Below are 21,205 nucleotides of genomic sequence, written 5' to 3' on the forward strand. Positions count from 1 at the left end.
CACATAAGCCCCTCCCCTTCAGGGGAGCGGTTGGGGTGGGGCAGTGTCTCGCAGAGACCGACAGGCGTTCTGGAATCCCTCCACCCCCAACCCCTCCTCCAAGGAGGAGGGGCTAAGAAGTGTCCATCAATCCCCGGTCAGGATCCGGTCCACCAGCTGCTTCACGGTCGGCACGAACCCGTTCGAATAGAAGGGATCGCGCTTGAAGTTGTACGCGGCGTGGCCGGCGAACATCAGGTTCTGGTCGGTATCGCCGCCATGGGCGATGTCCTGCAGCGTCTTCTGGATGCAGAAGCTGCGCGGGTCGGCCAGGCGGCCAGTCGAGTTGGTCTCGGTATCCGCCCAGGACGAGAACTGGCACTGGCTGAGGCAGCCCATGCAGTCGGCCTGGTCCTTGCGGATGACCTGCTGGTCCTCGGGGGTCACGAACACCAGGGTGTTGTCCGGCGTCTTGAGCGCGCTGGTGAAGCCCAGGCCGAACCATTCGCGCGCGCGCAGCAGGTCGTTGCGGGTCACCCAGAAATTCTTGCCCTTCACACCCACGTCGAGCTGGAAGGTGTGGTCCCCCGCCGCTTCGGTCGAATAGGGAATCTGGCGCTCGCTGCGCGCTTCGAGATGGCGCAGGAACGGGTTGCGCACGGCGCTGGAATAGAAGCCGGTGGGCGAGAAGCGGTGCAGCAGCACATCGCCTTCTTCGATTTCCATCAGCTTAGCCTTCCAGCCATCGGGGATCGGGCTTTCCCGCGTGAGCAGCGGACGGGTGCCGAACTGGAAGGCGATCGCCCCCAGTTCCGGATTGTCGATCCAGTCGTTCCAGTCGCGCAGATACCAGACGCCGCCGGCCATCACGATCGGCACGCTGTCCGGCAGCCCGCCTTCGCGCATCACGTCGCGCAGCGCCTTGACGCGCGGATAGGGATCCTGCGGCGCGCGGGGATCCTCGGCATTGGACAGGCCGTTATGGCCGCCGGCAAGCCAGGGATCCTCATAGACCACCGCCGCCAGCCATTCCTGCGCCTTAGAATAGGCCCGCTTCCACAGCGCGCGGAAGGCGCGGCCGGAGCTGACGATCGGCAGGTAGCTCACCTCATGGTGCGCCGCGATCTCGCTGAGCTTGTAGGGCATGCCCGCGCCGCAGGTGACGCCGGCCACCATGCCCTTGGTCCGTTCCAGCACGCCCTGGAGGACGCGCTGCGCCCCGCCCATTTCCCAGAGCACGTTGATGTTGATCGCGCCCTTGCCGCCGGCGATCTCGAACGCCCGCTTCACCTGCTCCACGGCGCCTTCGATGGCGTACTGGATCAGCTCTTCATGGCGCTCGCGGCGCGTGAGGGCACGGTAGATCTGCGGGATGATCTTGCCATCCGCATCATAGCTGTCGGCGTTGACCGCGCTGACCGTGCCGATGCCGCCGGCGGCCGCCCAGGCCCCCGCGCTTGCATGGTTGGTCGCTGCGACGCCCTTCCCACCCTCGACCAGCGGCCAGACTTCACGGCCGTTATAGCTGATGGGCGAAAGACCCTTGAACACATTGCCTCCACAAAAATTGCCGCGCGACGCTAGCCGGAACGGCCGCAACAAGCGAGTAACAAATAGTAGCGATCGGGTTCTCAGCCCAGCGCGCCGGGCCGTCCCATCGCCTGCGCATAGAGCCGCGCATAGGCTGCAACCATCTCCGCCTCGTCATACAACGCCGCAACACGCAGCCGGTTCGCCTCGCCCACACGCTTCCGTTCCTCAGGGTGCTGGGCGAGGATGTCGAGCCGGTCCCGCAACGATACTTCGGTCCGGTCCGCGGACAGATACCGGCGATTAGGCTCGGAAACCATTGCCGCAATATCCCCTACCTGCGGGGCGACGATCGGCAGCCCTGCCGCCATCGCCTCCAGCACCGATACCGGTGCCTGCTCGCTCCTGGACGACAGCGCGAACAAGTCGAACAAGCCCAGATAGCGATGCGGGTTGGCGACGAAGCCGGGCAGGAAGACCTGGTCCTCCACCGCCGTCGCCTCGGCCTGATCCAGGATCGCCTGACGCTCCGGCCCCTCGCCGAGGATCACCAGCTTGAAGCGCGAGCTCATGCCGGCGACGGCGCGGACCAGCATCGGCAGGTCCTTCACCGGTCGCAGCCCCGCGAGGCAGCCGATGAACACCTCGCCCTTGCGGCGCTTCTCCAGCATCGGCAGCAACTTGGGGTCGAGCTGCCCAGTATAGCGTGCGGTCGGAACGCCGTTGGCGATGCGCACCAGCCGCTCGGGCGGTTGCTTCCAGAACCTGGTCGCGACCTGTTCGAGCTTTTCCGAGGGCACGACCAGCGCGTTGGCGGCGGGCAGCGCCATGCGGCGGTACATGTTGCGGACGGTGCTCAGCTTCTCCGCCTCGTCGGCATTGAACCCGTCCTCATGGTGAATGATCGGCGGCAGCCCCTTGCCGAACACGCGCGCGGCCATCACGCCGTCGATCGCCCCCCAATTATAGGTGAGCACCAGATCGAAGCGCCGCATGAACCGGGCAATCTGCTCATAGCGCTTGACCGAGGGCTTGCCGGTAAGCGGCGGCGGATCGAGCGCGATCTCATACTTGATGTGCCTGTCGATCGCCTCGCGGGCGCCAAGCTGGTCGGGCATCGCCGAGACGATGGTGTGCCGCGCGCGGTCCCCGAACGCGTTCATCAGCTGCACCGCCCGCGCTTCCTTGCCGCCGAGCGCGAAGGTCGAATGAAGATGAAGGATGTGGATCGACATGGGCGCCGGGGTTTAGCGGCGGTTTGCGGCGCCGTCATCCGTTAGGATGCGAAGCAGCGGATTATGACCAAAATCTGCGGTTGTTTCGGAAATGTCATAAATTGGGCTTACGCGCGCGCTGACTTGGGGAACGTCGCGGCCACACATCCTAACGTCGAGGGACCGCGCCCCAGGGTTGAGTATAAGGGGCAACATCATGAAAACGAAGACGTACCTGCTGGCTGGTCTGCCGGTCCTGCTTGCCGGCGCCACGCCGGCATGCGCGCAGGAGGCGACGCCGCAGGACATGGCATCGGAGGCACAATCCTCCGAAATCGTCGTCACTGCGCAACGCCGGCCGGAAAACATCCGGGACGTGCCGATTGCCGTCTCGGTGCTCGACGGCACCAAGGTCAGTGCGATCGCCAGTGGCGGCGCGGACATCCTGTCGCTCGCAGGACGGGTGCCGAGCCTGTATGTCGAGAGCTCGAACGGCCGCTACGCACCGCGCCTCTACATTCGCGGGCTCGGCAACGTGGATTTCGACTTCAACGCATCGCAGCCCGTATCGGTGGTACTGGACGACGTGGTGCTGGAGAACGTCTACCTGAAGGGCTTCCCGCTGTTCGACCTGGATTCGGTTGAAGTGCTGAAGGGACCCCAAGGCACGCTGTTCGGCCGCAACACGCCGGCGGGCGTCCTGAAGATGGATACGCGCCGTCCCGGCAACACCGCGGAGGGCCGCGCCGAAGTCACCGTGGGTGAACTTGGCACGATTCGTGGTGAAATGGGTGTGACGATCCCTGCAAGCAGCACCCTGTCGTTCCGCTTCGCCGGCCTTGCCAACCACCGCAACAACTGGGTCGACAACGGGTACACCAACACCAGCTTCAATCGCGCCGGCCACGATCTGGGCGGGTTCGACGATCTGGCCGGCCGCATCCATGCGCAGTGGAAGCCGGATGACCGCCTGTCCGTCCTGCTGACGCTGCAGGCGCGCGACTATCGCGGTACCGGCACGCTGAATCGCGCCAATGTGCTGACCACGGGCTCGAACAAGCTGAACGATCGCTATGATCGGACGCGGGTCTATTATGACGGCGGACGCAACAACCCGCAGACGCAGCACACCAAGTCCGAGGCGCTGCACATCGACTATGATCTGGGCGGCGCGACGCTGACCGGCATCGTCTCTGCCTACCAGGGCGGCAGCTCCGGCCGGGGCGACATCGACGGCGGCGTGCTGGGCACCACCCCCGGCAGCGGCACGATCCCGTTCAATTCGGAAACGGGCACACTCTCCAGCGACCTCGACCAGCAGACCTATGAGCTGCGGCTGGCCAGCAACGGCGAAGGCCGGTTCGGATGGCAGGTCGGCGCCTTCTACTGGCACGAGAGCTTCAACCTGGTCTCGGCCACCTGGAACGGCACCGGCGGCATCGACCCGACGATCATCTCGACCCTCGACCAGACCAGCGACAGCTGGTCGGTGTTCGGCCAGCTGCGCTACGATGTTACCGACCGCCTCCGCCTTACCGGCGGCGCGCGCTGGACGCGCGACAAGCGCGATCTGGTCGCCGAGCGGACGAAGGGCGCTTATTTCATCGACACGCGCTCGGTCCGCGATGGGCAGCCCAGCTGGGACGCAAGCGCGCTCTATCGCCTCAGCCCGCAGGCGAGCCTGTTCGCCCGTGTGGCACGCGGCTATCGCGGCCCGTCGATCCAGGGCCGCATCGCGACCTCGAACGTGCTGACGACGGCGAATTCGGAGACAATCACGTCCTATGAAGCGGGCATCAAGGCCGCGACCGGGGACCGCCGCTTCACCGCCAACCTGACCGGCTATCTCTACGAGATCGAGGATCCGCAGTTCACTGCGATCGGCGGCCAGGGCAACTTCAACCAGCTGATCAACGCGCGGCGCGGCAAGGGGCGCGGCATCGAGTTCGAAGCGACCGCGAACCCGCTGCCGGGCCTGCAGTTCAACGGCGGCGTCTCGTACAACTTCACGCGCATCGCCGATGCTTCGCTGCTGGTGGCGCCGTGCGGCGCAGCCTGCACGGTGCGGGACGCGATCGTGCTGGTCGACGGCAAGCGCCGCGCGGCGATCAACGGGAACCCGTTCCCGCAGGCGCCCCGCTGGCTGTTCAATCTCAGCGCGTCCTATACCCACGCGCTCGGCAACGGCAGCAAGCTCTATGCCCAGACCGACTGGGTCGGCCAGGCGGACTTCAACCTGTTCCTGTACGACGCGACCGAATTCCACGTCGGCACGAACTATGAAGGCGGGGTTCGCTTCGGCTGGCGCTCGCCGTCCGACAAGACGGACGCGTTCGTCTTCGCTCGCAACGTGACCGATCGTTCGAACGTCATCGGCGCGATCGACTTCAACAACCTGACGGCTTTCGTGAACGAGCCGCGGGTGATCGGCGCGGGCGTGGCCTTCCGCTTCTGATCGAAAGGGCACCGTCACCGCATGGACGCACATGCGGTGACGGGCCCACATCATCGCGCGTCAACAGGCACCTCGACGTCGCCGCAGGCATCCTCCAGGTCCCCCTGCGCGGCGCGGTGCGCGCCATCTCGATCGCCGGTGCGCGGAGGGTGTTTACGCCACCTTCGCCAGCAGCCGTTCGATGCCTGCTACCGCCGCTGGTTCGTCGAGCGTAGGCGCGTGCCCCACCCGCTCCACTGTCACCAGCTCTGCGCCCGGCACCCGCGCGACCATCTTCTCCGCCGTTTCCGCGCGCAGAATGTCCGACCGCTCGCCCCGCACCACCAGCAGCGGCAGGCCCGCGAGCGCGTCGATCGTCGGCCACATGTCGGGCCCTGCCTCGTTGCCCGGCACGCGGAAGGGTTCGGCGATCTTCATGTCATAGTCGAGCACGATGCGGCCCTGGCTGTTCACCCGGTGCAGCCGCTTGGCCATCGCCAGCCAGTCCTCGATCCTGTAATCGGGATACACGTCCGCATTCGCCTCGGCCACGCCCCGCGCCGCGTGCATCCAGGTCGGGTACCAGACCTGCTTGCCGACGTACGTGCGAATCCGCGCCAGGCCCGCCGGGTTCAGCTCCGGCCCCACGTCGTTCAGCACCGCACCGGCCAGCTTGCCGCCGTCCGTCGCCGCAAGCAGCATCGTCACGATGCCGCCGAGCGAGGTGCCAACCGCGACGAACTTCTCGATCTTCAGTTCGGCGAGCAGCGCCTCGACGTCCTGCAGGTAAACGAGCGGGACATAGCTCATCGGATCCTTGGCATAGGCGCTCTCGCCGCGTCCGCGGAACTCGACACACAAGACGCGCCATTCGCCCGAGAAGCGTTCGGCCAGGCCGGCGAAGTCGCGCGCGTTTCGGGTGAGGCCCGGGAAACAGAGCAGCGGCGGCCGGTCTTCCCGCCCCGGATAGTCGCGATAATGCAGCCGCAGGCCGTCTTTCGACCACCAAACGCCATCGGAGTAGTTGCGCCGAGCATCCATCACGCCCCATATCGCTGCATGGCCTTCGCTCCGCAACAGGCGATCCTCGAACTCGGGGATGGCTTCTACGATCCGGTGAGCTCCGCTCGCTTCCCGCAGACGATCCTTCGCTTCCGCAACGACCGTGCTGCCGGGGAAGTGGGCCTGAAGGGGCTGACGGATGCGGAATGGCTGGCCCATTTCGGCCGGTTCGAGCCGTTGCCCGGCAGCCTGCCGCAACCGCTGGCACTCCGCTACCATGGTCACCAGTTCCGCGTGTACAATCCGGAGATCGGCGACGGCCGCGGCTTCCTGTTCGCGCAGATGACCGACGATGCCGGTCGGCTGATGGATCTCGGCACCAAGGGATCGGGCCAGACGCCCTATAGCCGCTTCGGCGACGGCCGCCTGACGCTGAAAGGCGGCGTGCGCGAGATCCTGGCGACCGAAATGCTCGAGGCGCTGGGCGTCGCCACCAGCCGCACCTTGTCGCTGATCGAGACCGGCGAATCCCTTCATCGCGGCGACGAGCCCTCCCCCACCCGTTCCTCGGTGCTGGTGCGGCTCAACCACGGTCATATCCGGATCGGCACCTTCCAGCGCCTCGCCTATTTCCAGGACGAAGAAGGGCTGCAAAAACTCACGGCCTATGTGCTCCGCCACTATTATGGCGAGCCGGACGGGCCCGATGCACCGGAGCGCCTGCTCGCCCATGTCGTCGCCCGCACCGCGCGGCTGGCGGGCCAGTTCATGGCCGCCGGCTTCGTGCACGGCGTGCTCAACAGCGACAATATCAACGTTACCGGCGAAAGCTTCGACTACGGCCCCTGGCGCTTCGTGCCGAGCTGGGCACCGAACTTCACCGCCGCCTATTTCGACCAGTCGGGGCTCTACGCCTTCGGCCGCCAGCCCGAGGCAATCTATTGGGACGTGATGCAGCTCGCCATCTCGCTGCGCCTGATTGCCGAGGAAGCGCCGCTGATCGCCGCGCTTGAGGGATTCGCGCCCGCCTATCACCACGAGGAGGCTGCTGCCGTGCTGTGGCGGCTCGGCGTCGAGCCGCGCGACGCGGCGAGCGACCGTGCGCTCACCGAAGCGGTGGAGGTGGCGCTGAACCAGACCGGCACGCTGCTCGATCGCTTCTATTTCGACGCGTTCGGGGGCACCCTGCCGGACCGCTATGGCACCGAGTTCGACGAAGTCCGCAGCCGCCTGGCCGAGTATCGCCCGCGGAAAAGCCGCGACCATGGCTATTGGCAGGGGGAGCCCTGTTCGATGCTGATCGAGGAAGTCGAATCGCTATGGTCCGCCATTGCCGAGCGTGATGACTGGGCACCGCTCACCGCCAAGATCGCCACGATCCGCACCATGGGCGAGGCTCTGGCCTAGCGCCGCGAAATCGGGCAAAGCGATCGTAACAGGGGCAACGAACCAGAAATACAGAAGGCCCATGCCGGATCAGGAACTCCTTTCGACCGAACCCGCAACCGGCGCCGTGCTGTGGCGCCACCCGATCGGGGATGCGGACACCGAAGTTGCGATTGCCCGCGCCAGTTGGGCCGGCTGGGCGGCACGACCGCTTGCCGTGCGCATCGAGGCGCTGCGCCGCTTCGCCAACGTCGTACGGCAACGGGCCGACGCGTTCACGGATCTGCTTGCCCGTGAAACCGGCAAGCCGCTGTGGGAAGCGCGCACGGAAGTCGAGACGGTGATCGCCAAGGTCGACATCTCGGTCACCAGCTATTCGGAACGCACCGGTCAGCGCCGGATCGAGGCGCCGATGAACACGCGTCTTGCGCTGCGGCACAAGCCGCACGGTGTGCTCGCCGTGCTCGGGCCCTACAATTTTCCGGCGCATCTGCCCAACGGGCACATTGTTCCCGCACTGCTCGCTGGCAATGCCGTGGTGTTCAAGCCTTCCGAGAAGACGCCTGCCAGCGGCGCCTTTCTTGTGGAATGCTTCCACGCCGCCGGTATCCCGGAAGGCTGTGTTCGCCTGCTGATCGGTGGCCCCGAGCAGGGCAAGGCACTGGCGAGCCATCCGGACATTGACGGCCTGCTCTTCACCGGTTCGGCGAACACCGGCATCGCGCTCAACCGCCAGTTCGCCGCCCGGCCCGAGAAGATCCTCGCGCTGGAAATGGGCGGCAACAACCCGATCGTCGTCTGGAATACGCCGGACCTCTATTCGGCCGCCGTGCTGGTGGTGCAGTCCGCCTTCACCACCGCCGGTCAGCGCTGCACCGCCGCGCGCCGGCTGATCGTCGACGAGAAGCTGTTCGATCCGCTGATGGCCGAGCTGAACAAGCTGATCGGGCGCCTGATCATCGGCGAACCGCATGCGGATCCCCAACCCTTCATGGGCCCGGTGATCGACAACAATACCGCCGACATGCTGACCGAGAGCTTCCTGACTCTCTCCACCATGGGTGGGCGACCGCTGCGCCACATGGAGCGACTGATCGAGAACCGGCCCTTCCTCACCCCCGGCGTGGTCGACATGACCGAGGCGCGGGAAAAGGTGGATGTCGAGCTGTTCGGCCCCGTGCTTCAGGTGTTCCGCAAGGCAAGCTTCGAGGACGCGATCGCCGAGGCGAACGACACCCGCTACGGCCTGTCGGCGAGCCTGGTGAGCCAGGACCCGCGGCTCTACGACCAGTTCTGGGCGAATATTCGCGCCGGCATCGTCAACTGGAACAAGCCGACCAACGGCGCCTCCTCGGCGGCGCCCTTCGGGGGCGTGGGCTGGTCGGGCAACCATCGGCCCAGCGCCTATTACGCAGCGGATTATTGCGCCTACCCTGTCGTCTCCTCGGAATCCGAGCAGGCGCGCGCGGCGATGGGCGTGGGGCTGCGCGACGCCTGACGCCTGCGTTAGGCTTTTCGCAACCCTCTCGCTTAACGACCATTTCAGGTCGCGGCCTCCATGGTGCCCGCCTTCGGACGGGATAAACACATGGATTCGGGGCTTACGTCCGCGACGATCTTCAGCCTGACGCACGATCTGCCCGCACCGCGCTCCCCGATTGCGGCGGTGGGAGACGGGCTCGACGCCGGCCGCATCACCTGGGGGCATGAGACCGCCGACTGCGGCATCCACTGGATCGGCCGGGCCGGCGCACGGCTGCGGATCGCGCAGGACATCGCCGAGAAGACGCCGGTTCGTCTCCACCTCGACGGCGCCGAGCCGCTGATCGGTCGCACGCTCTGGGCCGACGGGAACGAGGCAGGCCTCGTTTTCGATGCACCGGTGGACGTGCTGGGCATGGTAGCCCGCAATCTGGCGCGCGCGACAGCCGAACGCCGACGCCTTCCCCGTATCGAACTGCGCCACACGGTCGGCGTCCACCGCGGCGGCGATGTGGAGCACTTGCGCACCCGCGACATCTCGCAGGGCGGCGTCGGCGTCGAAGCGCGGGCGCTGGCGGTGAACGAGGCGGTACAGCTTACCTTCGACGGTCTCCGGCCGCTCGACGGCATAGTCCGCTGGGTCGCAGGCGAGACCGCAGGCATTGTCTTCGCCGAGGAACTGGGATGGCAGACGCTGTTTCCCTGGCTCCGCGGCATCCAGCAGGCGCCCGCGCCCCAGGCCGGCGGAAGCGAAGCAGACGGATTGCTGCAGGACAAGCTGGCGCTGCGCCTCGACCTGCCGGGGCGGGTTCGCGAAGGCGTGCGCTGGTGGAACTGCCGCATTCACGCGCTGACGGCGCAGCAAGTGGAATTCGAGGCGCGGCAAGGCTTCGATCCCGGGGCCGCGCTCTGGGTCGCCCTGCCCGAGATTGGGGGCGGGCCGGCGCGGGTCGTGCGCACGCGCAGTGGCCGGACGCTCGCCGAATTCCGCATGCCCCTGCGCGACAGCGACCTGCGCCTGCTCACGGCAAACCGTCGCGGCGCCTGAAGCCGCTTGCATCGCCGGCCGAGCGACGCCAAGCGAATGCCATGGCGCTCCTTCCCATTGCCGAGGCCCAGGCGCGGCTGCTTGCACTCGCCGGCCCGACCCCCGTCGAGACCGTTCCGCTTGCCGAAGCTGTCGGTCGCTGGGCGGCTGCGCCGGTGGTCGCGCGCCGAACCCAGCCGGATGCCGATCTGTCGGCAATGGACGGCTATGCCATCCGCTTTGAAGACCTGCCCGGTCCGTGGACGGTGATCGGCGAAAGCGCTGCCGGCGCCGGCTTTTCGAGTAGGGTCTCCCCCGGCGAGGCGGTGCGCATCTTCACCGGCGCGCCGATGCCGTCGGGCGCGGACACGGTTCTGATCCAGGAAGAAGCCGCGCGCCAGGGCGACCGCCTTTCGCTCGCCGGGGAAGGCCCGGCCTATCCCGGGCGAAACACACGCCGCCGCGGGCTCGACTTCGCCGAGGGCGATACGCTGATCGTCGCGGGCGAACGCTTTACGGCGGCGCGGGTCGCCGTCGCCGCGATCGGCGGCCACGCCACGGTCCCGGTGCACCGCAAGATCCGGGTCGCAATCGCCGCTACCGGCGACGAGCTCGTGCCGCCCGGCGCGCACGCAGGTCCCGCCCAGCTCCCCGAATCGAACCGCACCATGCTCGTCGCTCAGCTCGCCGACCTGCCGGTGGAGATTGTCGATCTGGGCATCCTGCCGGATGATCTCGACGCGCTGACCCGCGCCTTCTCCACGGTGGAAGCCGATCTGCTGGTGACGAGCGGCGGCGCCTCGGTCGGCGATCATGATCTCGTGCGCCCCGCGCTTGAGGCCGCCGGCGCGACCATCGACTTCTGGCGGATCGCGCTGCGGCCGGGAAAGCCGATGATGGCGGGTCGGCGCGGCGACATGATTGTGCTCGGCCTGCCGGGCAATCCGGTTTCCGTGTTCGTCACCGCGCTGCTGTTCGCCAAGCCTTTGATTGCGCACCGTTCCGGCGCCGCCGACCCGTTCCCCGCGGCTCGCGCTGCGATCCTCGGCGAACCCCTGCCCGCCAACGGGCCGCGAACCGATTACCTCCGCGCGGCGCTGATCGACGGGCGGGTCCATGCCTCCGCGATCCAGGACAGCTCGATGCTCCGCACGCTCGCCCGCAGCAGCTGCCTGATCATTCGAGAACCCCATGCCCCGCCGGCAAATATCTCCGACTCGGTGGAAATCCTCGACATCGCTTGACAGCATGCCGGAACATTGCATAAACGTTCCCAGTCTGTTCTAGACCCGGAGGATTGGATGCTCACGCGCAAGCAGCACGAGCTGATCTGCTTCATTGCCGACCGCCTTGCCGAAACCGGCGTGTCGCCCTCGTTCGAGGAGATGAAGGAGGCGCTCGACCTCAAGTCGAAGTCGGGCGTACACCGCCTGATCAGCGCGCTGGAAGAACGTGAGTTCATCCGGCGGCTGCCGAACCGCGCGCGCGCGCTGGAAGTGCTCCGCATGCCGGAACGCGGCGAGCGCAAGCCGGCGGCGAAGTCGGCAAAGCCAGCCGCGACTGCGACCGCGCCGGCATCGCTGCCGACGCCCGCCAACGACGTGGTCGAGATCCCGCTGCACGGTCGCATCGCTGCCGGCACGCCGATCGAGGCGCTCGAAGGCTCGACCATGCTGCCGGTACCGGCCGCATTGCTCGGCGCGGGCGAACATTATGCGCTGGAAGTGGCCGGCGACTCGATGGTCGAGGCGGGCATCCTTGACGGCGATTATGCGCTGATCCGCCGTACAGAGACGGCCCGCGACGGCGAGATCGTGGTGGCGCTGATCGACGATTCCGAAGCGACTCTGAAGTATTTCCGCAAGGAAGGCGCGATGGTTCGGCTGGATCCGGCAAATCGCGACTATTCGCCGCAGCGCTACCGCCCGGATCAGGTGCGGGTGCAAGGCCGACTGGCCGGGTTGTTGCGACGCTATTGATCCTTGCTGGCCCGTGCGGGCGAACGTGCACGATGTTCGCCCGCCCGTACGGCATCTTTGCTGGCCCAATGAGGAATGGAAGGGTCGCGCAGGCCGGTTGTTCTTCCGTTTCGCCGGCTCTTGTGACAAGCTTCACCAGCTGATGTGATGGGGAGCGGTCGGATGCGCGTATCTATTCTGGCACTTCTGGCGGGCGTGCTGCTGCCGGGTTCGGCGATGGCGCAACAGAACGTCCCGGCTACTGCGGATGCTCCGCCGTCAAAAGTGGAGGCGCCGAAAGTGGAGGCGCCGGCTTCGGACCCCATCATCGTGACCGGCCGTCCGCTTCCGTCCAAAGACGAAATCCGCGCGATGACCCGGGCGATCACGCCCATCGACCCGTCGGGTGACCCGCTTGCGCGCTTCAACGATCCTGTGTGCCTTGGCAGCATCGGGCTGGACCGTGCAACGCTGGAAGCGATCGGGGACCGGTTCGCCGCGGATGCGGAGCAGGCCGGACTGAAGCTTGCGGGGAGCGGCTGCAAGCCCAACGTCCTTGTCCTTTTCGTGGACCATGTGGATTCCGAAGTTGATACGCTGGTGAAGCGGAAATGGTGGGTTTTCGGCGACCGCAGCCCGGCGGAGATCCGCACGATCGTCCACGAGCGCGGACCGGTTCGCGCATGGAGCAACAGCGAAACGCGCGCGCGGGACGGGGAACGCATCGGCTATGACCGCTTCCTCCAGATCGCCAGTGCCTCGAGGATCGTTGCCCCGATCCGGAAAGACACGCTGGCGGCTGTCGTGCTGGTCGAACGATCGGCAGCGATCGGCAAGACAACGTACCAGGTTGCCGATTATCTGGCGATGCGCGCCCTGGCCGGAGTCCGTCCTCGGCAAACGAACAGCAAGGATACGATCCTCGGCCTGTTCGCAGCCGATGCCCAGGAAGCTCCTGCCGAGCTGACCGCGTTCGATCGGGGGTATCTGCGCGGCCTGTACGCAGGGCAAGCCAACGCATTCGCATCGACCACGCAGGGGCAGATCGTCCGGACGATCCTCAAGGCAAAGGACGCAGAGGTCGCCGGATCGGGTACGCCATAGGCGCCGGCAGCGCTATCGGGCCTGCTCCACCTTCCACGCCGCCTCGAATGCCTTCTGCGCCGCGTCCACGCGGCGCCCGAGTTCGCCCGGATCGACGAACGCGTCGACGTCCCCGGCGAGCTGCCTGGCGCGCTTGGCGGCGAGGTCGAACTGCTCGGCGTGGAAGCTCAGGTACACATCGGCCTGCGTCGCACGCAGCTTGGCGAAGGTCGCGCGGAAATCAGTGGGTGAGGCATCATAGCCATGGCCCGGCGTGAGCGGCTGGTCTGCGACGCTCAGGCTGCAGGCGAACAGCACGGTCAGGCTGTCGCCGCCCGACGGGACCTGCACGGTGAAGCTGGTGCAGCCCTTGGTGTGCCCCGGCGTCAGATGGGCGGTCAGCGTGTTGGTGCCGACGCGGATTTCCTCGCCGTCCTTGATCTGTGCGTCGACCTTGACCGGCGGCGCCGCGATCGAGATGTCCGGGCGATAGTCCGCCCGTCCCGCCTCCAGCGCCGGCGTGTCGGCTGCGCTCGCCAGCAGCCGCGCACCCGTACGGCGCTTGAGTTCGGCAAGGCCGCCGTCATGGTCCCAGTGCGCGTGGTTGATCAGCAGGATCTTCACGTCACCAAGCTTGAAGCCCAGCTTCTCGATGTTGGCGGCGATCAGCGGGGCGCTCTCCGGCATGCCCCCGTCGATCAGGATATGCCCCTGTGGGCTGGTGATCAGATAGGCCGCGACGCCCGCCGTGCCGACATAGTGGACATTCCCCAGGATCCGGAACGGCGCCGCGGGCCGGTTCCATTCGGCGCGGACCTTCGCCCAGTCGGCGCCTTGCGCAATCGCCGGGGAAGCCACGCCAAGTGCCGAGGCCGCAAGCAGAATCCGGATCATCGTCGATCTCCCTTCGCGGCGCTGAATGGCGGCTCAACGGTGGGCGGGTCAAGCCATGGGTGGCGGCCCCGGTTGCGGACGCGACGCACCGAGCCGTCCGCGAAGCTCACCGCGGTCCCTCCGGTCTGGGTCAGGTTCCCGCGGTCGAGCCGCAGCCAGCGCGGATGGCAGGCGCGCGGCAGGCGGCGTTCGCTCACCACCACGTCGCTTGCCGCGCACACCGCCACCAGTTGGCGCCATGCGACCGGATAGGCACTTCGGGTCGCGGCAATCCGCCAGTGCCGCCCGCCGCGGACCACCTCGACAACGCACAGATCGGGGCTGCACCGGGCATCGGCACTGTCGGCCAGCGCGGCCAGGGCATCCGCTTCCACGCCGCCATTCTCGCTCAACACCTGGCGCGTGAAGTCTCCGGCGCGGTCGCGCAGCAAGGCAAAGCTGCCATCGGCCATGCGCAGCGCGGCGTGGCGGCCGTCGCCCGTAATGAGCAGGTCCGGCCCCGGCGTGATCGCCGCCCAGAGCGCACCGATGCACAGCGGCACCAGCCCCAGCATCCGCACGCGCGTGCGCCACAGACCGATCCAGAGCCCACCGGCGACCATGGCTGCGAACGCCCCCGCCGGCATGACCGGAAGTGCCGCCACCGAACCTGGCGCGTCCGCCACTGCATGCGCGATCCACAGGAGCAGCGCCATCGCCTTGCCGGTAAGCCACCAGAAGGGTGCGCCGGCCCCCACCAGATCGGCGATCAGCGCCAAAGCCTCCAGCGGCATGACCACGAAGGTGGTGAGCGGGATCGCGACGATATTGGCCACGGCGCCGTACACCCCGCCCTTGTGGAAGTGGAACAGGCCGATCGGCATCAGCGCCAGCTCCACAAGGATGCCGGTGAGCAGCAGCGATCCCGCTCCGCGCGCGATGCGGCGCGCGAGCCCCTCCTCGCGCGCCTCGAACCAGCGGCGCATGTGCGGGCTTTCGTGCAGCGCGACGATCGCCGCCACCGCCGTGAAGCTCAGCTGGAAGCTTGGGCCGGCCAGCGACTCCGGCCACAGCAGCAGCACCACCATCGCGCCCGCAGCGACCAGCCGCAGCGTCAACGCCTCGCGCCCTAGGCTCAGCGCCACCAGCACCAGCAGCGCGGCAACGCAGGAGCGGATCGTCGGCACCTGTCCGCCGGTGAGCCAGGTATAGCCGATCGCGGCCAGCGCGCCCGCCGCTGCGGCGACGAGGGGCAGCCGCACCCGCAGCGCCAGCCAGGGGCTCAGCGCAAGCAACCGCAACACCACGAGCATCGCCGCGCCGGTGACTGCCGTCACGTGCAGTCCGCTCACCGAAAGCAAGTGCGCGAGGCCGGCCCGGCGCATCGCCTCGCTGTCCGCCTCGCTGATCGCGCCCTCGTCGCCGGTCGCGAGCGCGCTGGCGATGCCGCCGGCGCTGCTCGGCAGGCGCGACTCGATATGGGCGGACAGCGCCGCGCGAAGGTCCTGGCCGGGCCGCGCGGGTGCCCGACGCAACCTGATGCCGTCCAGCGCCTTGCCCGTGGCACCGATCCCGTCGAACCATGCAACGCGGCGAAAGTCATAGGCGCCGGGCACCGAGGGACCGGGCGGCGGCACCAGCCGCGCCCGCAGCGTAACCCGTGCGCCCGCTGCCATCCCGGCGGGAACGGCGCCGGCCTCCACGTTCACGCGCAGCTTGGGCGGGAGGTCGGCCCGTGCGACGGGGGCGAGTACCAGCCGCACCAGACCGCGGGCGGTCAACGCGTCGACTCGCACCACGTCTGCGTCGAACGCCACCACTTCCGGTCGCGCCAGCACGGGCGCGGAGACGCTTTGCGCCCGCCACCAGATCGACCCGCATCCCGCGGCGAGAAGCAGCCCCGCGACCAGCAGCGCCCGCCCCGCCCTGCCCGGCAGGATCGCGCCGAGGAGCGCCAGCCCGAGCGCGGCAAGGAGGAAACCGGCCCATTGCCGTGCATCGTCCAGCACGAACCAGGCGGTGATGCCGCCGCCGAACGCGATCGGCAGCCATAGCGGCAGTTGCCCTCGCTCCGCCTCCAGCCAGCGCTCCAATGCTCCCCGGCCCTTGGGGAATCCCCAGCCCGCCCCCATTTGAAGGCCCGGTAACCCCGTGCTAGGGGCCGCGGCGGCTGAACTGGCCATCGAGACAACAGACTGGGAGCATGCGCGCTTGAGCGCAACACAAGAAACCACCCCCGCCAAGCCCGTCGTGACGCGCTTCGCCCCCTCGCCGACCGGCTTCCTCCATATCGGCGGGGCGCGCACCGCGCTGTTCAACCTGCTGTTCGCTCGCCATCATGGCGGCAAGTTCCTGCTGCGCATCGAGGATACCGATCGCGCGCGTTCGACGCAGCCGGCGATCGAGGCGATCCTCGATGGCCTGCGTTGGCTTGGCCTCGATTGGGACGGCGACGAAGTCTACCAGTTCGCCCGCGCCGCGCGGCATGCCGAGGTGGCCAACGAGATGATCGCGCGCGGCGCGGCCTATCGCTGCTACCTGACGCAGGACGAACTCGCCGCGATGCGGGCGGAGGCGGAAGCAGCCAAGAAGCCGCTGCGCATCCGCTCGCCCTGGCGTGATCGTAGCGACGGCGATCTGTCGCAGCCCCACGTCGTTCGCCTCAAGGCGCCGACCGAGGGTTCCGTGACGATCCGCGACCATGTCCAGGGCGAAGTGACGGTGCAGAATGCCGAGATCGACGATCTCGTGCTGCTGCGCTCCGATGGTACGCCCACCTACATGCTGGCCGTGGTCGTCGACGACAACGACATGGGCGTCACCCATGTGATCCGCGGCGACGATCATCTCAACAACGCCTTCCGCCAGCTGCCCATCTACCGGGCGATGGGCTGGGATGAGCCGGAATATGCCCACATCCCGCTGATCCACGGCGCGGACGGCGCGAAGCTCTCCAAGCGCCACGGCGCGCTCGGCGTCGACGCCTATCGCGACGATCTGGGCCTGCTGCCCGAGGCGGTCTCCAACTATCTCCTCCGCCTCGGCTGGGGGCATGGCGACGACGAGATCATAAGCCGCGAGCAGGCGATCGAGTGGTTCGACCTCGCCGGCGTCGGCAAATCACCAAGCCGGTTCGATCTGAAGAAGCTCGAGAACCTGAACGGCCATTATATCCGTCAGTCGGACGATGATCGCCTGGCCGATCTGGTCGCGGCACGACTGCCCTTCGAAGCCGACGACTCGCAGCACGACCTTCTGCGCCGCAGCATGGCCGCGCTGAAGCCGCGTGCCGCCAATCTCCTGGAACTTGCGGACGGCGCAGGCTTTCTTTTTCGCACCCGCCCACTGGAAATGGACGAGGCGGCAGCCGCTCTGCTAGAGGGCGATGCGCGCACTCTGCTGGCCCAGTTGCACACCGCGCTTGACGGATTGGCAACGTGGGATACGGAGGCGCTCGAAGCGGCGGTACGCACCGTCGCCGATGCTGCGGGCGTGAAGCTCGGCAACCTGGCGCAGCCGCTGCGTGCGGCGTTAACCGGCCGCCGAACTTCTCCTGGTATCTTCGATGTCCTGGCGTTGCTGGGGCGGGAAGAAAGCCTCGCCCGCATCGCAGATCAGATGCGTACGCCCGCCTGAAAACGGGTCGAAGGAAAGGACGACTACATGAGCGATACCGCCAAACTGCATGTTGCGGGGAAAGACGTCGAATATCCGGTCCTTAAGGGCAGCACGGGCCCGGACGTCGTCGACATCCGCAAGCTCTACGCGCAGACCGGCGCCTTCACCTACGATCCGGGCTTCACCTCGACCGCGAGCTGCGAGTCGGGCCTGACCTTCATCGACGGCGACGAGGGCGTGCTGCTTCACCGCGGCTACCCGATCGGCCAGCTGGCCGAGCAGTCGAGCTTCATGGAAGTCTCGTACCTGCTGCTCAACGGCGAACTGCCGACGCAGGACGAGCTGACCAAGTTCGAGAGCACGATCACTCGCCACACCATGCTGCACGAGCAGCTGGCGACCTTCTACCGCGGCTTCCGTCGTGACGCACACCCGATGGCGGTGATGTGCGGCGTCGTCGGCGCGCTTTCGGCCTTCTACCACGATTCCACCGACATCACCGATCCGACGCAGCGCATGATCGCGTCGCACCGCCTGATCGCCAAGATGCCGACGATCGCGGCGATGGCGTACAAGTACAGCGTGGGCCAGCCGTTCCTCTATCCGAAGAACGACCTGAGCTACACCGGCAACTTCCTGCGCATGACCTTCGGCGTTCCCGCCGAGGAATATGAAGTGAACCCGGTGGTGGAGAAGGCGCTCGACCGCATCTTCATCCTCCACGCCGATCACGAGCAGAACGCCTCGACCTCGACCGTGCGTCTCGCCGGTTCGTCGGGCGCCAATCCGTTCGCCTGCATCGCGGCCGGCATCGCCTGCCTCTGGGGCCCGGCGCATGGCGGCGCCAACGAAGCGGCGCTCAACATGCTGCACGAGATCGGCCGCCCGGAGCGCATCCCCGAGTTCATCGCCCGCGCGAAGGACAAGAACGATCCGTTCCGCCTGATGGGCTTCGGCCACCGCGTGTACAAGAACTACGATCCGCGCGCGACCGTCATGCAGAAGACCGTGCGCGAAGTGTTCGCCTCGCTCAACGTTTCGGACCCCGTGTTCGAAGTGGCACTGCAGCTCGAGGAAATGGCGCTCAAGGACGACTACTTCGTCGAGAAGAAGCTGTTCCCGAATGTCGACTTCTATTCGGGCGTTATCCTGTCGGCGATCGGCTTCCCGACCACCATGTTCACCGCGCTGTTCGCGCTGGCCCGCACCGTGGGTTGGGTGGCGCAGTGGAACGAGATGATCTCGGACCCGGAGCAGAAGATCGGCCGTCCGCGCCAGCTCTACACCGGCCCGACGCAGCGCGATTACGTGCCCGTCAGCCAGCGCTGAGCGCAGGTTCCGGAGTTCGCTCCGGAGCAGGTTTGAAAAAAACGGCGCCCCGCACCTGCGGTGGCGCCGTTTTTCTTTGCCCGCCGCCCCGGCTGGACAGGCCTTGATCCTTGCGCGCATCTTGCCATGCGTGACGGAGAGGCACCAATGATCCGTTTGGCGCGAGCGAGCGATTCCGCTGGCGCCTGGACCGCCGGTACATTCGGGGATGCGCATTGCCGCACGGCAGCCGAATGGGTCCCTCAGCGCCGTCGATTACCGTGCTCGTTGCGCTCCGGGCATCATCGAATTCTGATTGCCCCCAGCGTGAAGGGCGCAGCCCTCACCCTGCAGCCTGGCGTTCCACCACGCGCAGCGGCGGACGCGGACCGAGGCCGAACATTCGCCGCGCGGTGCCTGCAACGAAGCGCGGCAGCTCGCGGCGCTCCGCCGGGGCGTCCAGCCCCTCCGCCTGCAGCGCCCAGAGCCGCTGGAACGCCCCGCGCGCGCGCAGCAGCTTGAGCGGCGCGCCGTCCTCCACGATCCGGCCATGCTCTACCACGATGACGCGGTCGAAGCCGACCACGGTAGACAGACGGTGCGCCACCGCCAGCACTGTGCGATGCGCCATCAGCGCATCGAGCGCCTGCTGCACCTCGATCTCCGAACTCGTGTCGAGCGCCGAGGTCGCCTCGTCGAGCAGCACGATCGGCGCCTTGCTGAGGAACGCGCGGGCGATGCCGATCCGCTGGCGCTGCCCGCCGGAGAGATTGGTACCACGCTCCCCCACCACCGTGTCGTAGCCCTGCGGCAGCAGCGCGATAAAGCCGGCGCAGTGCGCCGCTTCGGCAGCAACCCGCACCTCCTCGTCGGTCGCATCAGGCCGGGCGAAGCGGATATTTTCGAGGATCGAGCGGTGGAACAGCAGCACTTCCTGCGGCACCACGGCAACCGCCTGGTGGAGGCTGTCCTGCGTCACCCGGTCGATCGGCTGGCCATCGATCAACACGCGGCCGCCCTGCGGATCGTGCAGACGCTGGACGAGCTGGAGAATGGTCGACTTGCCCGCGCCCGACGGGCCGACGATGCCGATCTTCTGGCCGGGCGCGACGATCAGCGACAGATCGTGCAGCACCGGTCGGCCCGGATGATGGCCGAAGGTGACGCCCTCGATCCGCACCTCGCCGCGTGTCGCGACCAGCGGTGCCGCGTCGGGAGCATCGTCCAGCGCGTGGGGGGCGCCGACGATCTCCAGCGTCTCGCGCAGATAGCTGAACTGCTGGCTGGTATCGATCAGCGCCATCGCCAGGTCGCGCGAGCCGTTGAGCATGCGGAAGGTCATCGCGCTGACGACCACCACGTCGCCGGCAGTGATCCCACCCGCGATCCAGCGCTCGACGGCCCAGACGAGCGCCGCACCGACGAGCACTACCAGCGCGACGTCGTGAAGGACGCGGATACGCTCGACAAACATCCAGCCGCGCTTCTGCGCCGCGGCTTCAGTCTCGAAATAGCCGCGCAACCGGTCCGACTCGCGGCGTCGTGCGCCGAACGACTTGATCGCGGCGATGTTGCCGACCAGGTCGACCAGTTCGCCGCCGCTCTCGCTCGCGGCGCGCGCAAAGGCCTTGTGGTATTTGTCGCCGCGCATGCCGAGGAAGACGAGGCCGGTGCTCGCCGCCACGAAAATACCCGTGATCGCGGCCGCCATGCGCCAGTCGATCGCCAGGAAGATCAGTAGCGCACCGCCAAATGCGATCAGCGGCGGGGTGATCTCCATCAGGATGCGGTGGGTCAGCGCCTGGAACGAGCCGGTCAGTGCCCCCACCCGGTGCCCGAGCGAGCCGCCGCGCTGGTTCTGGAAGAAGCCGATGTGATGGCCGGTCAGATAGTGGAACATGTCCAGCCGGATGCGGACGCCGCTGGCCACGGTGATGTTGCACAACAACATCGCCGCACCGCGAACCAGCCCGTTCTCCAGCGCCACAAGGCCGACGAATCCCGCAAGTGCGACGTAGACAGCGGCATGCGAAGGCGCCGCAATCGTCATGGAGTCGATCAGCAGCTTCATCGCGTATTGCACGCCGACCGCGCTGGACGCACCGCCTACGACGAGCAGCGCGAGCAGCGCAAAGGCAAGCGGCCTGCGCGTGACATAGTGGAGCAGAAACCGTGCCGGGCTCTTCAAAAACGGCATGTCGTTCCCCTTCGGGGTTTCGGGGCGCTGCATTGCAACAAACATGCGCCTGAAAAGAGCCATTGGGCGATGAACCCACTGTGAACTTTCCGGAATGGGAAGATCAGCGGAGAA

15 protein-coding genes are annotated in these 21,205 nt (G+C 67.3%); 9 read left to right on the top strand and 6 right to left on the bottom strand.

Annotation, left to right across the window (positions count from 1 at the left end; all coding sequences use genetic code 11):
* Nucleotides 1-126: 126 nt before the first annotated feature.
* A complete protein-coding gene (locus V7E00_RS08380) occupies nt 127-1,530 on the bottom strand; it encodes an NAD(P)H-dependent flavin oxidoreductase (RefSeq protein WP_333572163.1) in 1,404 nt (467 codons plus the stop codon).
* Between the two features lie 80 nt (nt 1,531-1,610).
* Nucleotides 1,611-2,744: a glycosyltransferase gene (locus V7E00_RS08385; RefSeq protein ID WP_333572164.1), complete on the bottom strand. Its 1,134-nt coding sequence runs from the start codon at nt 2,742-2,744 to the stop codon at nt 1,611-1,613.
* A 196-nt stretch (nt 2,745-2,940) separates the two neighbouring features.
* Here V7E00_RS08385 and V7E00_RS08390 point away from each other — a divergent pair, with 196 nt between their 5' ends.
* Nucleotides 2,941-5,178 carry a TonB-dependent receptor gene (locus V7E00_RS08390; protein ID WP_333572165.1) on the top strand — a complete coding sequence of 746 codons (2,238 nt, stop codon included), beginning with the start codon at nt 2,941-2,943 and terminating at the stop codon, nt 5,176-5,178.
* A 153-nt stretch (nt 5,179-5,331) separates the two neighbouring features.
* Here V7E00_RS08390 and V7E00_RS08395 read toward each other — a convergent pair whose 3' ends face one another.
* A complete protein-coding gene (locus V7E00_RS08395) occupies nt 5,332-6,198 on the bottom strand; it encodes an alpha/beta fold hydrolase (RefSeq protein WP_333572166.1) in 867 nt (288 codons plus the stop codon).
* 18 nt (nt 6,199-6,216) lie between these two features.
* Here V7E00_RS08395 and V7E00_RS08400 point away from each other — a divergent pair, with 18 nt between their 5' ends.
* From V7E00_RS08400 to V7E00_RS08425, 6 genes are all read left to right on the top strand, one after another.
* Nucleotides 6,217-7,566, top strand: coding sequence for a protein adenylyltransferase SelO family protein (locus V7E00_RS08400; RefSeq protein WP_333572167.1), 1,350 nt, complete (start codon nt 6,217-6,219; stop codon nt 7,564-7,566).
* A gap of 61 nt (nt 7,567-7,627) precedes the next feature.
* Nucleotides 7,628-9,043 (top strand): succinylglutamate-semialdehyde dehydrogenase, encoded by a 1,416-nt coding sequence (gene astD / locus V7E00_RS08405; RefSeq protein WP_333572168.1) that lies wholly within the window; start codon nt 7,628-7,630, stop codon nt 9,041-9,043.
* A gap of 90 nt (nt 9,044-9,133) precedes the next feature.
* Nucleotides 9,134-10,075, top strand: coding sequence for a PilZ domain-containing protein (locus V7E00_RS08410; protein ID WP_333572169.1), 942 nt, complete (start codon nt 9,134-9,136; stop codon nt 10,073-10,075).
* 41 nt (nt 10,076-10,116) lie between these two features.
* Nucleotides 10,117-11,298, top strand: coding sequence for a molybdopterin molybdotransferase MoeA (locus tag V7E00_RS08415; RefSeq protein WP_333572170.1), 1,182 nt, complete (start codon nt 10,117-10,119; stop codon nt 11,296-11,298).
* Between the two features lie 57 nt (nt 11,299-11,355).
* Complete coding sequence (lexA, locus tag V7E00_RS08420) at nt 11,356-12,033, top strand: transcriptional repressor LexA (RefSeq protein ID WP_333572171.1); 678 nt, start codon at nt 11,356-11,358, stop codon at nt 12,031-12,033.
* Nucleotides 12,034-12,195: 162 nt separating this feature from the next.
* Nucleotides 12,196-13,116: a hypothetical protein gene (locus tag V7E00_RS08425; protein WP_333572172.1), complete on the top strand. Its 921-nt coding sequence runs from the start codon at nt 12,196-12,198 to the stop codon at nt 13,114-13,116.
* Between the two features lie 12 nt (nt 13,117-13,128).
* Here the strand turns inward: V7E00_RS08425 and bla are convergent, their stop codons facing one another.
* Together bla and V7E00_RS08435 are read right to left on the bottom strand one after the other, a co-directional pair.
* Nucleotides 13,129-13,989 carry a subclass B3 metallo-beta-lactamase gene (gene bla, locus V7E00_RS08430; protein ID WP_333572173.1) on the bottom strand — a complete coding sequence of 287 codons (861 nt, stop codon included), beginning with the start codon at nt 13,987-13,989 and terminating at the stop codon, nt 13,129-13,131.
* Nucleotides 13,986-16,100, bottom strand: a complete 2,115-nt coding sequence (locus V7E00_RS08435; RefSeq protein WP_333572174.1) for a ComEC/Rec2 family competence protein — start codon at nt 16,098-16,100, stop codon at nt 13,986-13,988. The genes bla and V7E00_RS08435 overlap by 4 nt, the downstream gene beginning before the upstream one ends.
* 79 nt (nt 16,101-16,179) lie before the next feature.
* Between V7E00_RS08435 and gltX the strand changes: the two genes are divergently transcribed.
* A complete protein-coding gene (gene gltX / locus V7E00_RS08440) occupies nt 16,180-17,604 on the top strand; it encodes a glutamate--tRNA ligase (protein ID WP_333572175.1) in 1,425 nt (474 codons plus the stop codon).
* 27 nt (nt 17,605-17,631) lie between these two features.
* Nucleotides 17,632-18,915, top strand: a complete 1,284-nt coding sequence (locus V7E00_RS08445) for a citrate synthase (RefSeq protein ID WP_333572176.1) — start codon at nt 17,632-17,634, stop codon at nt 18,913-18,915.
* Between the two features lie 322 nt (nt 18,916-19,237).
* Here V7E00_RS08445 and V7E00_RS08450 read toward each other — a convergent pair whose 3' ends face one another.
* Complete coding sequence (locus V7E00_RS08450; RefSeq protein ID WP_333572177.1) at nt 19,238-21,091, bottom strand: ABC transporter ATP-binding protein; 1,854 nt, start codon at nt 21,089-21,091, stop codon at nt 19,238-19,240.
* Between the last annotated feature and the right edge of the window lie 114 nt (nt 21,092-21,205).

It is taken from the genome of Sphingomonas sp., assembly GCF_036731925.1.
GTDB lineage: Bacteria > Pseudomonadota > Alphaproteobacteria > Sphingomonadales > Sphingomonadaceae > Sphingomonas.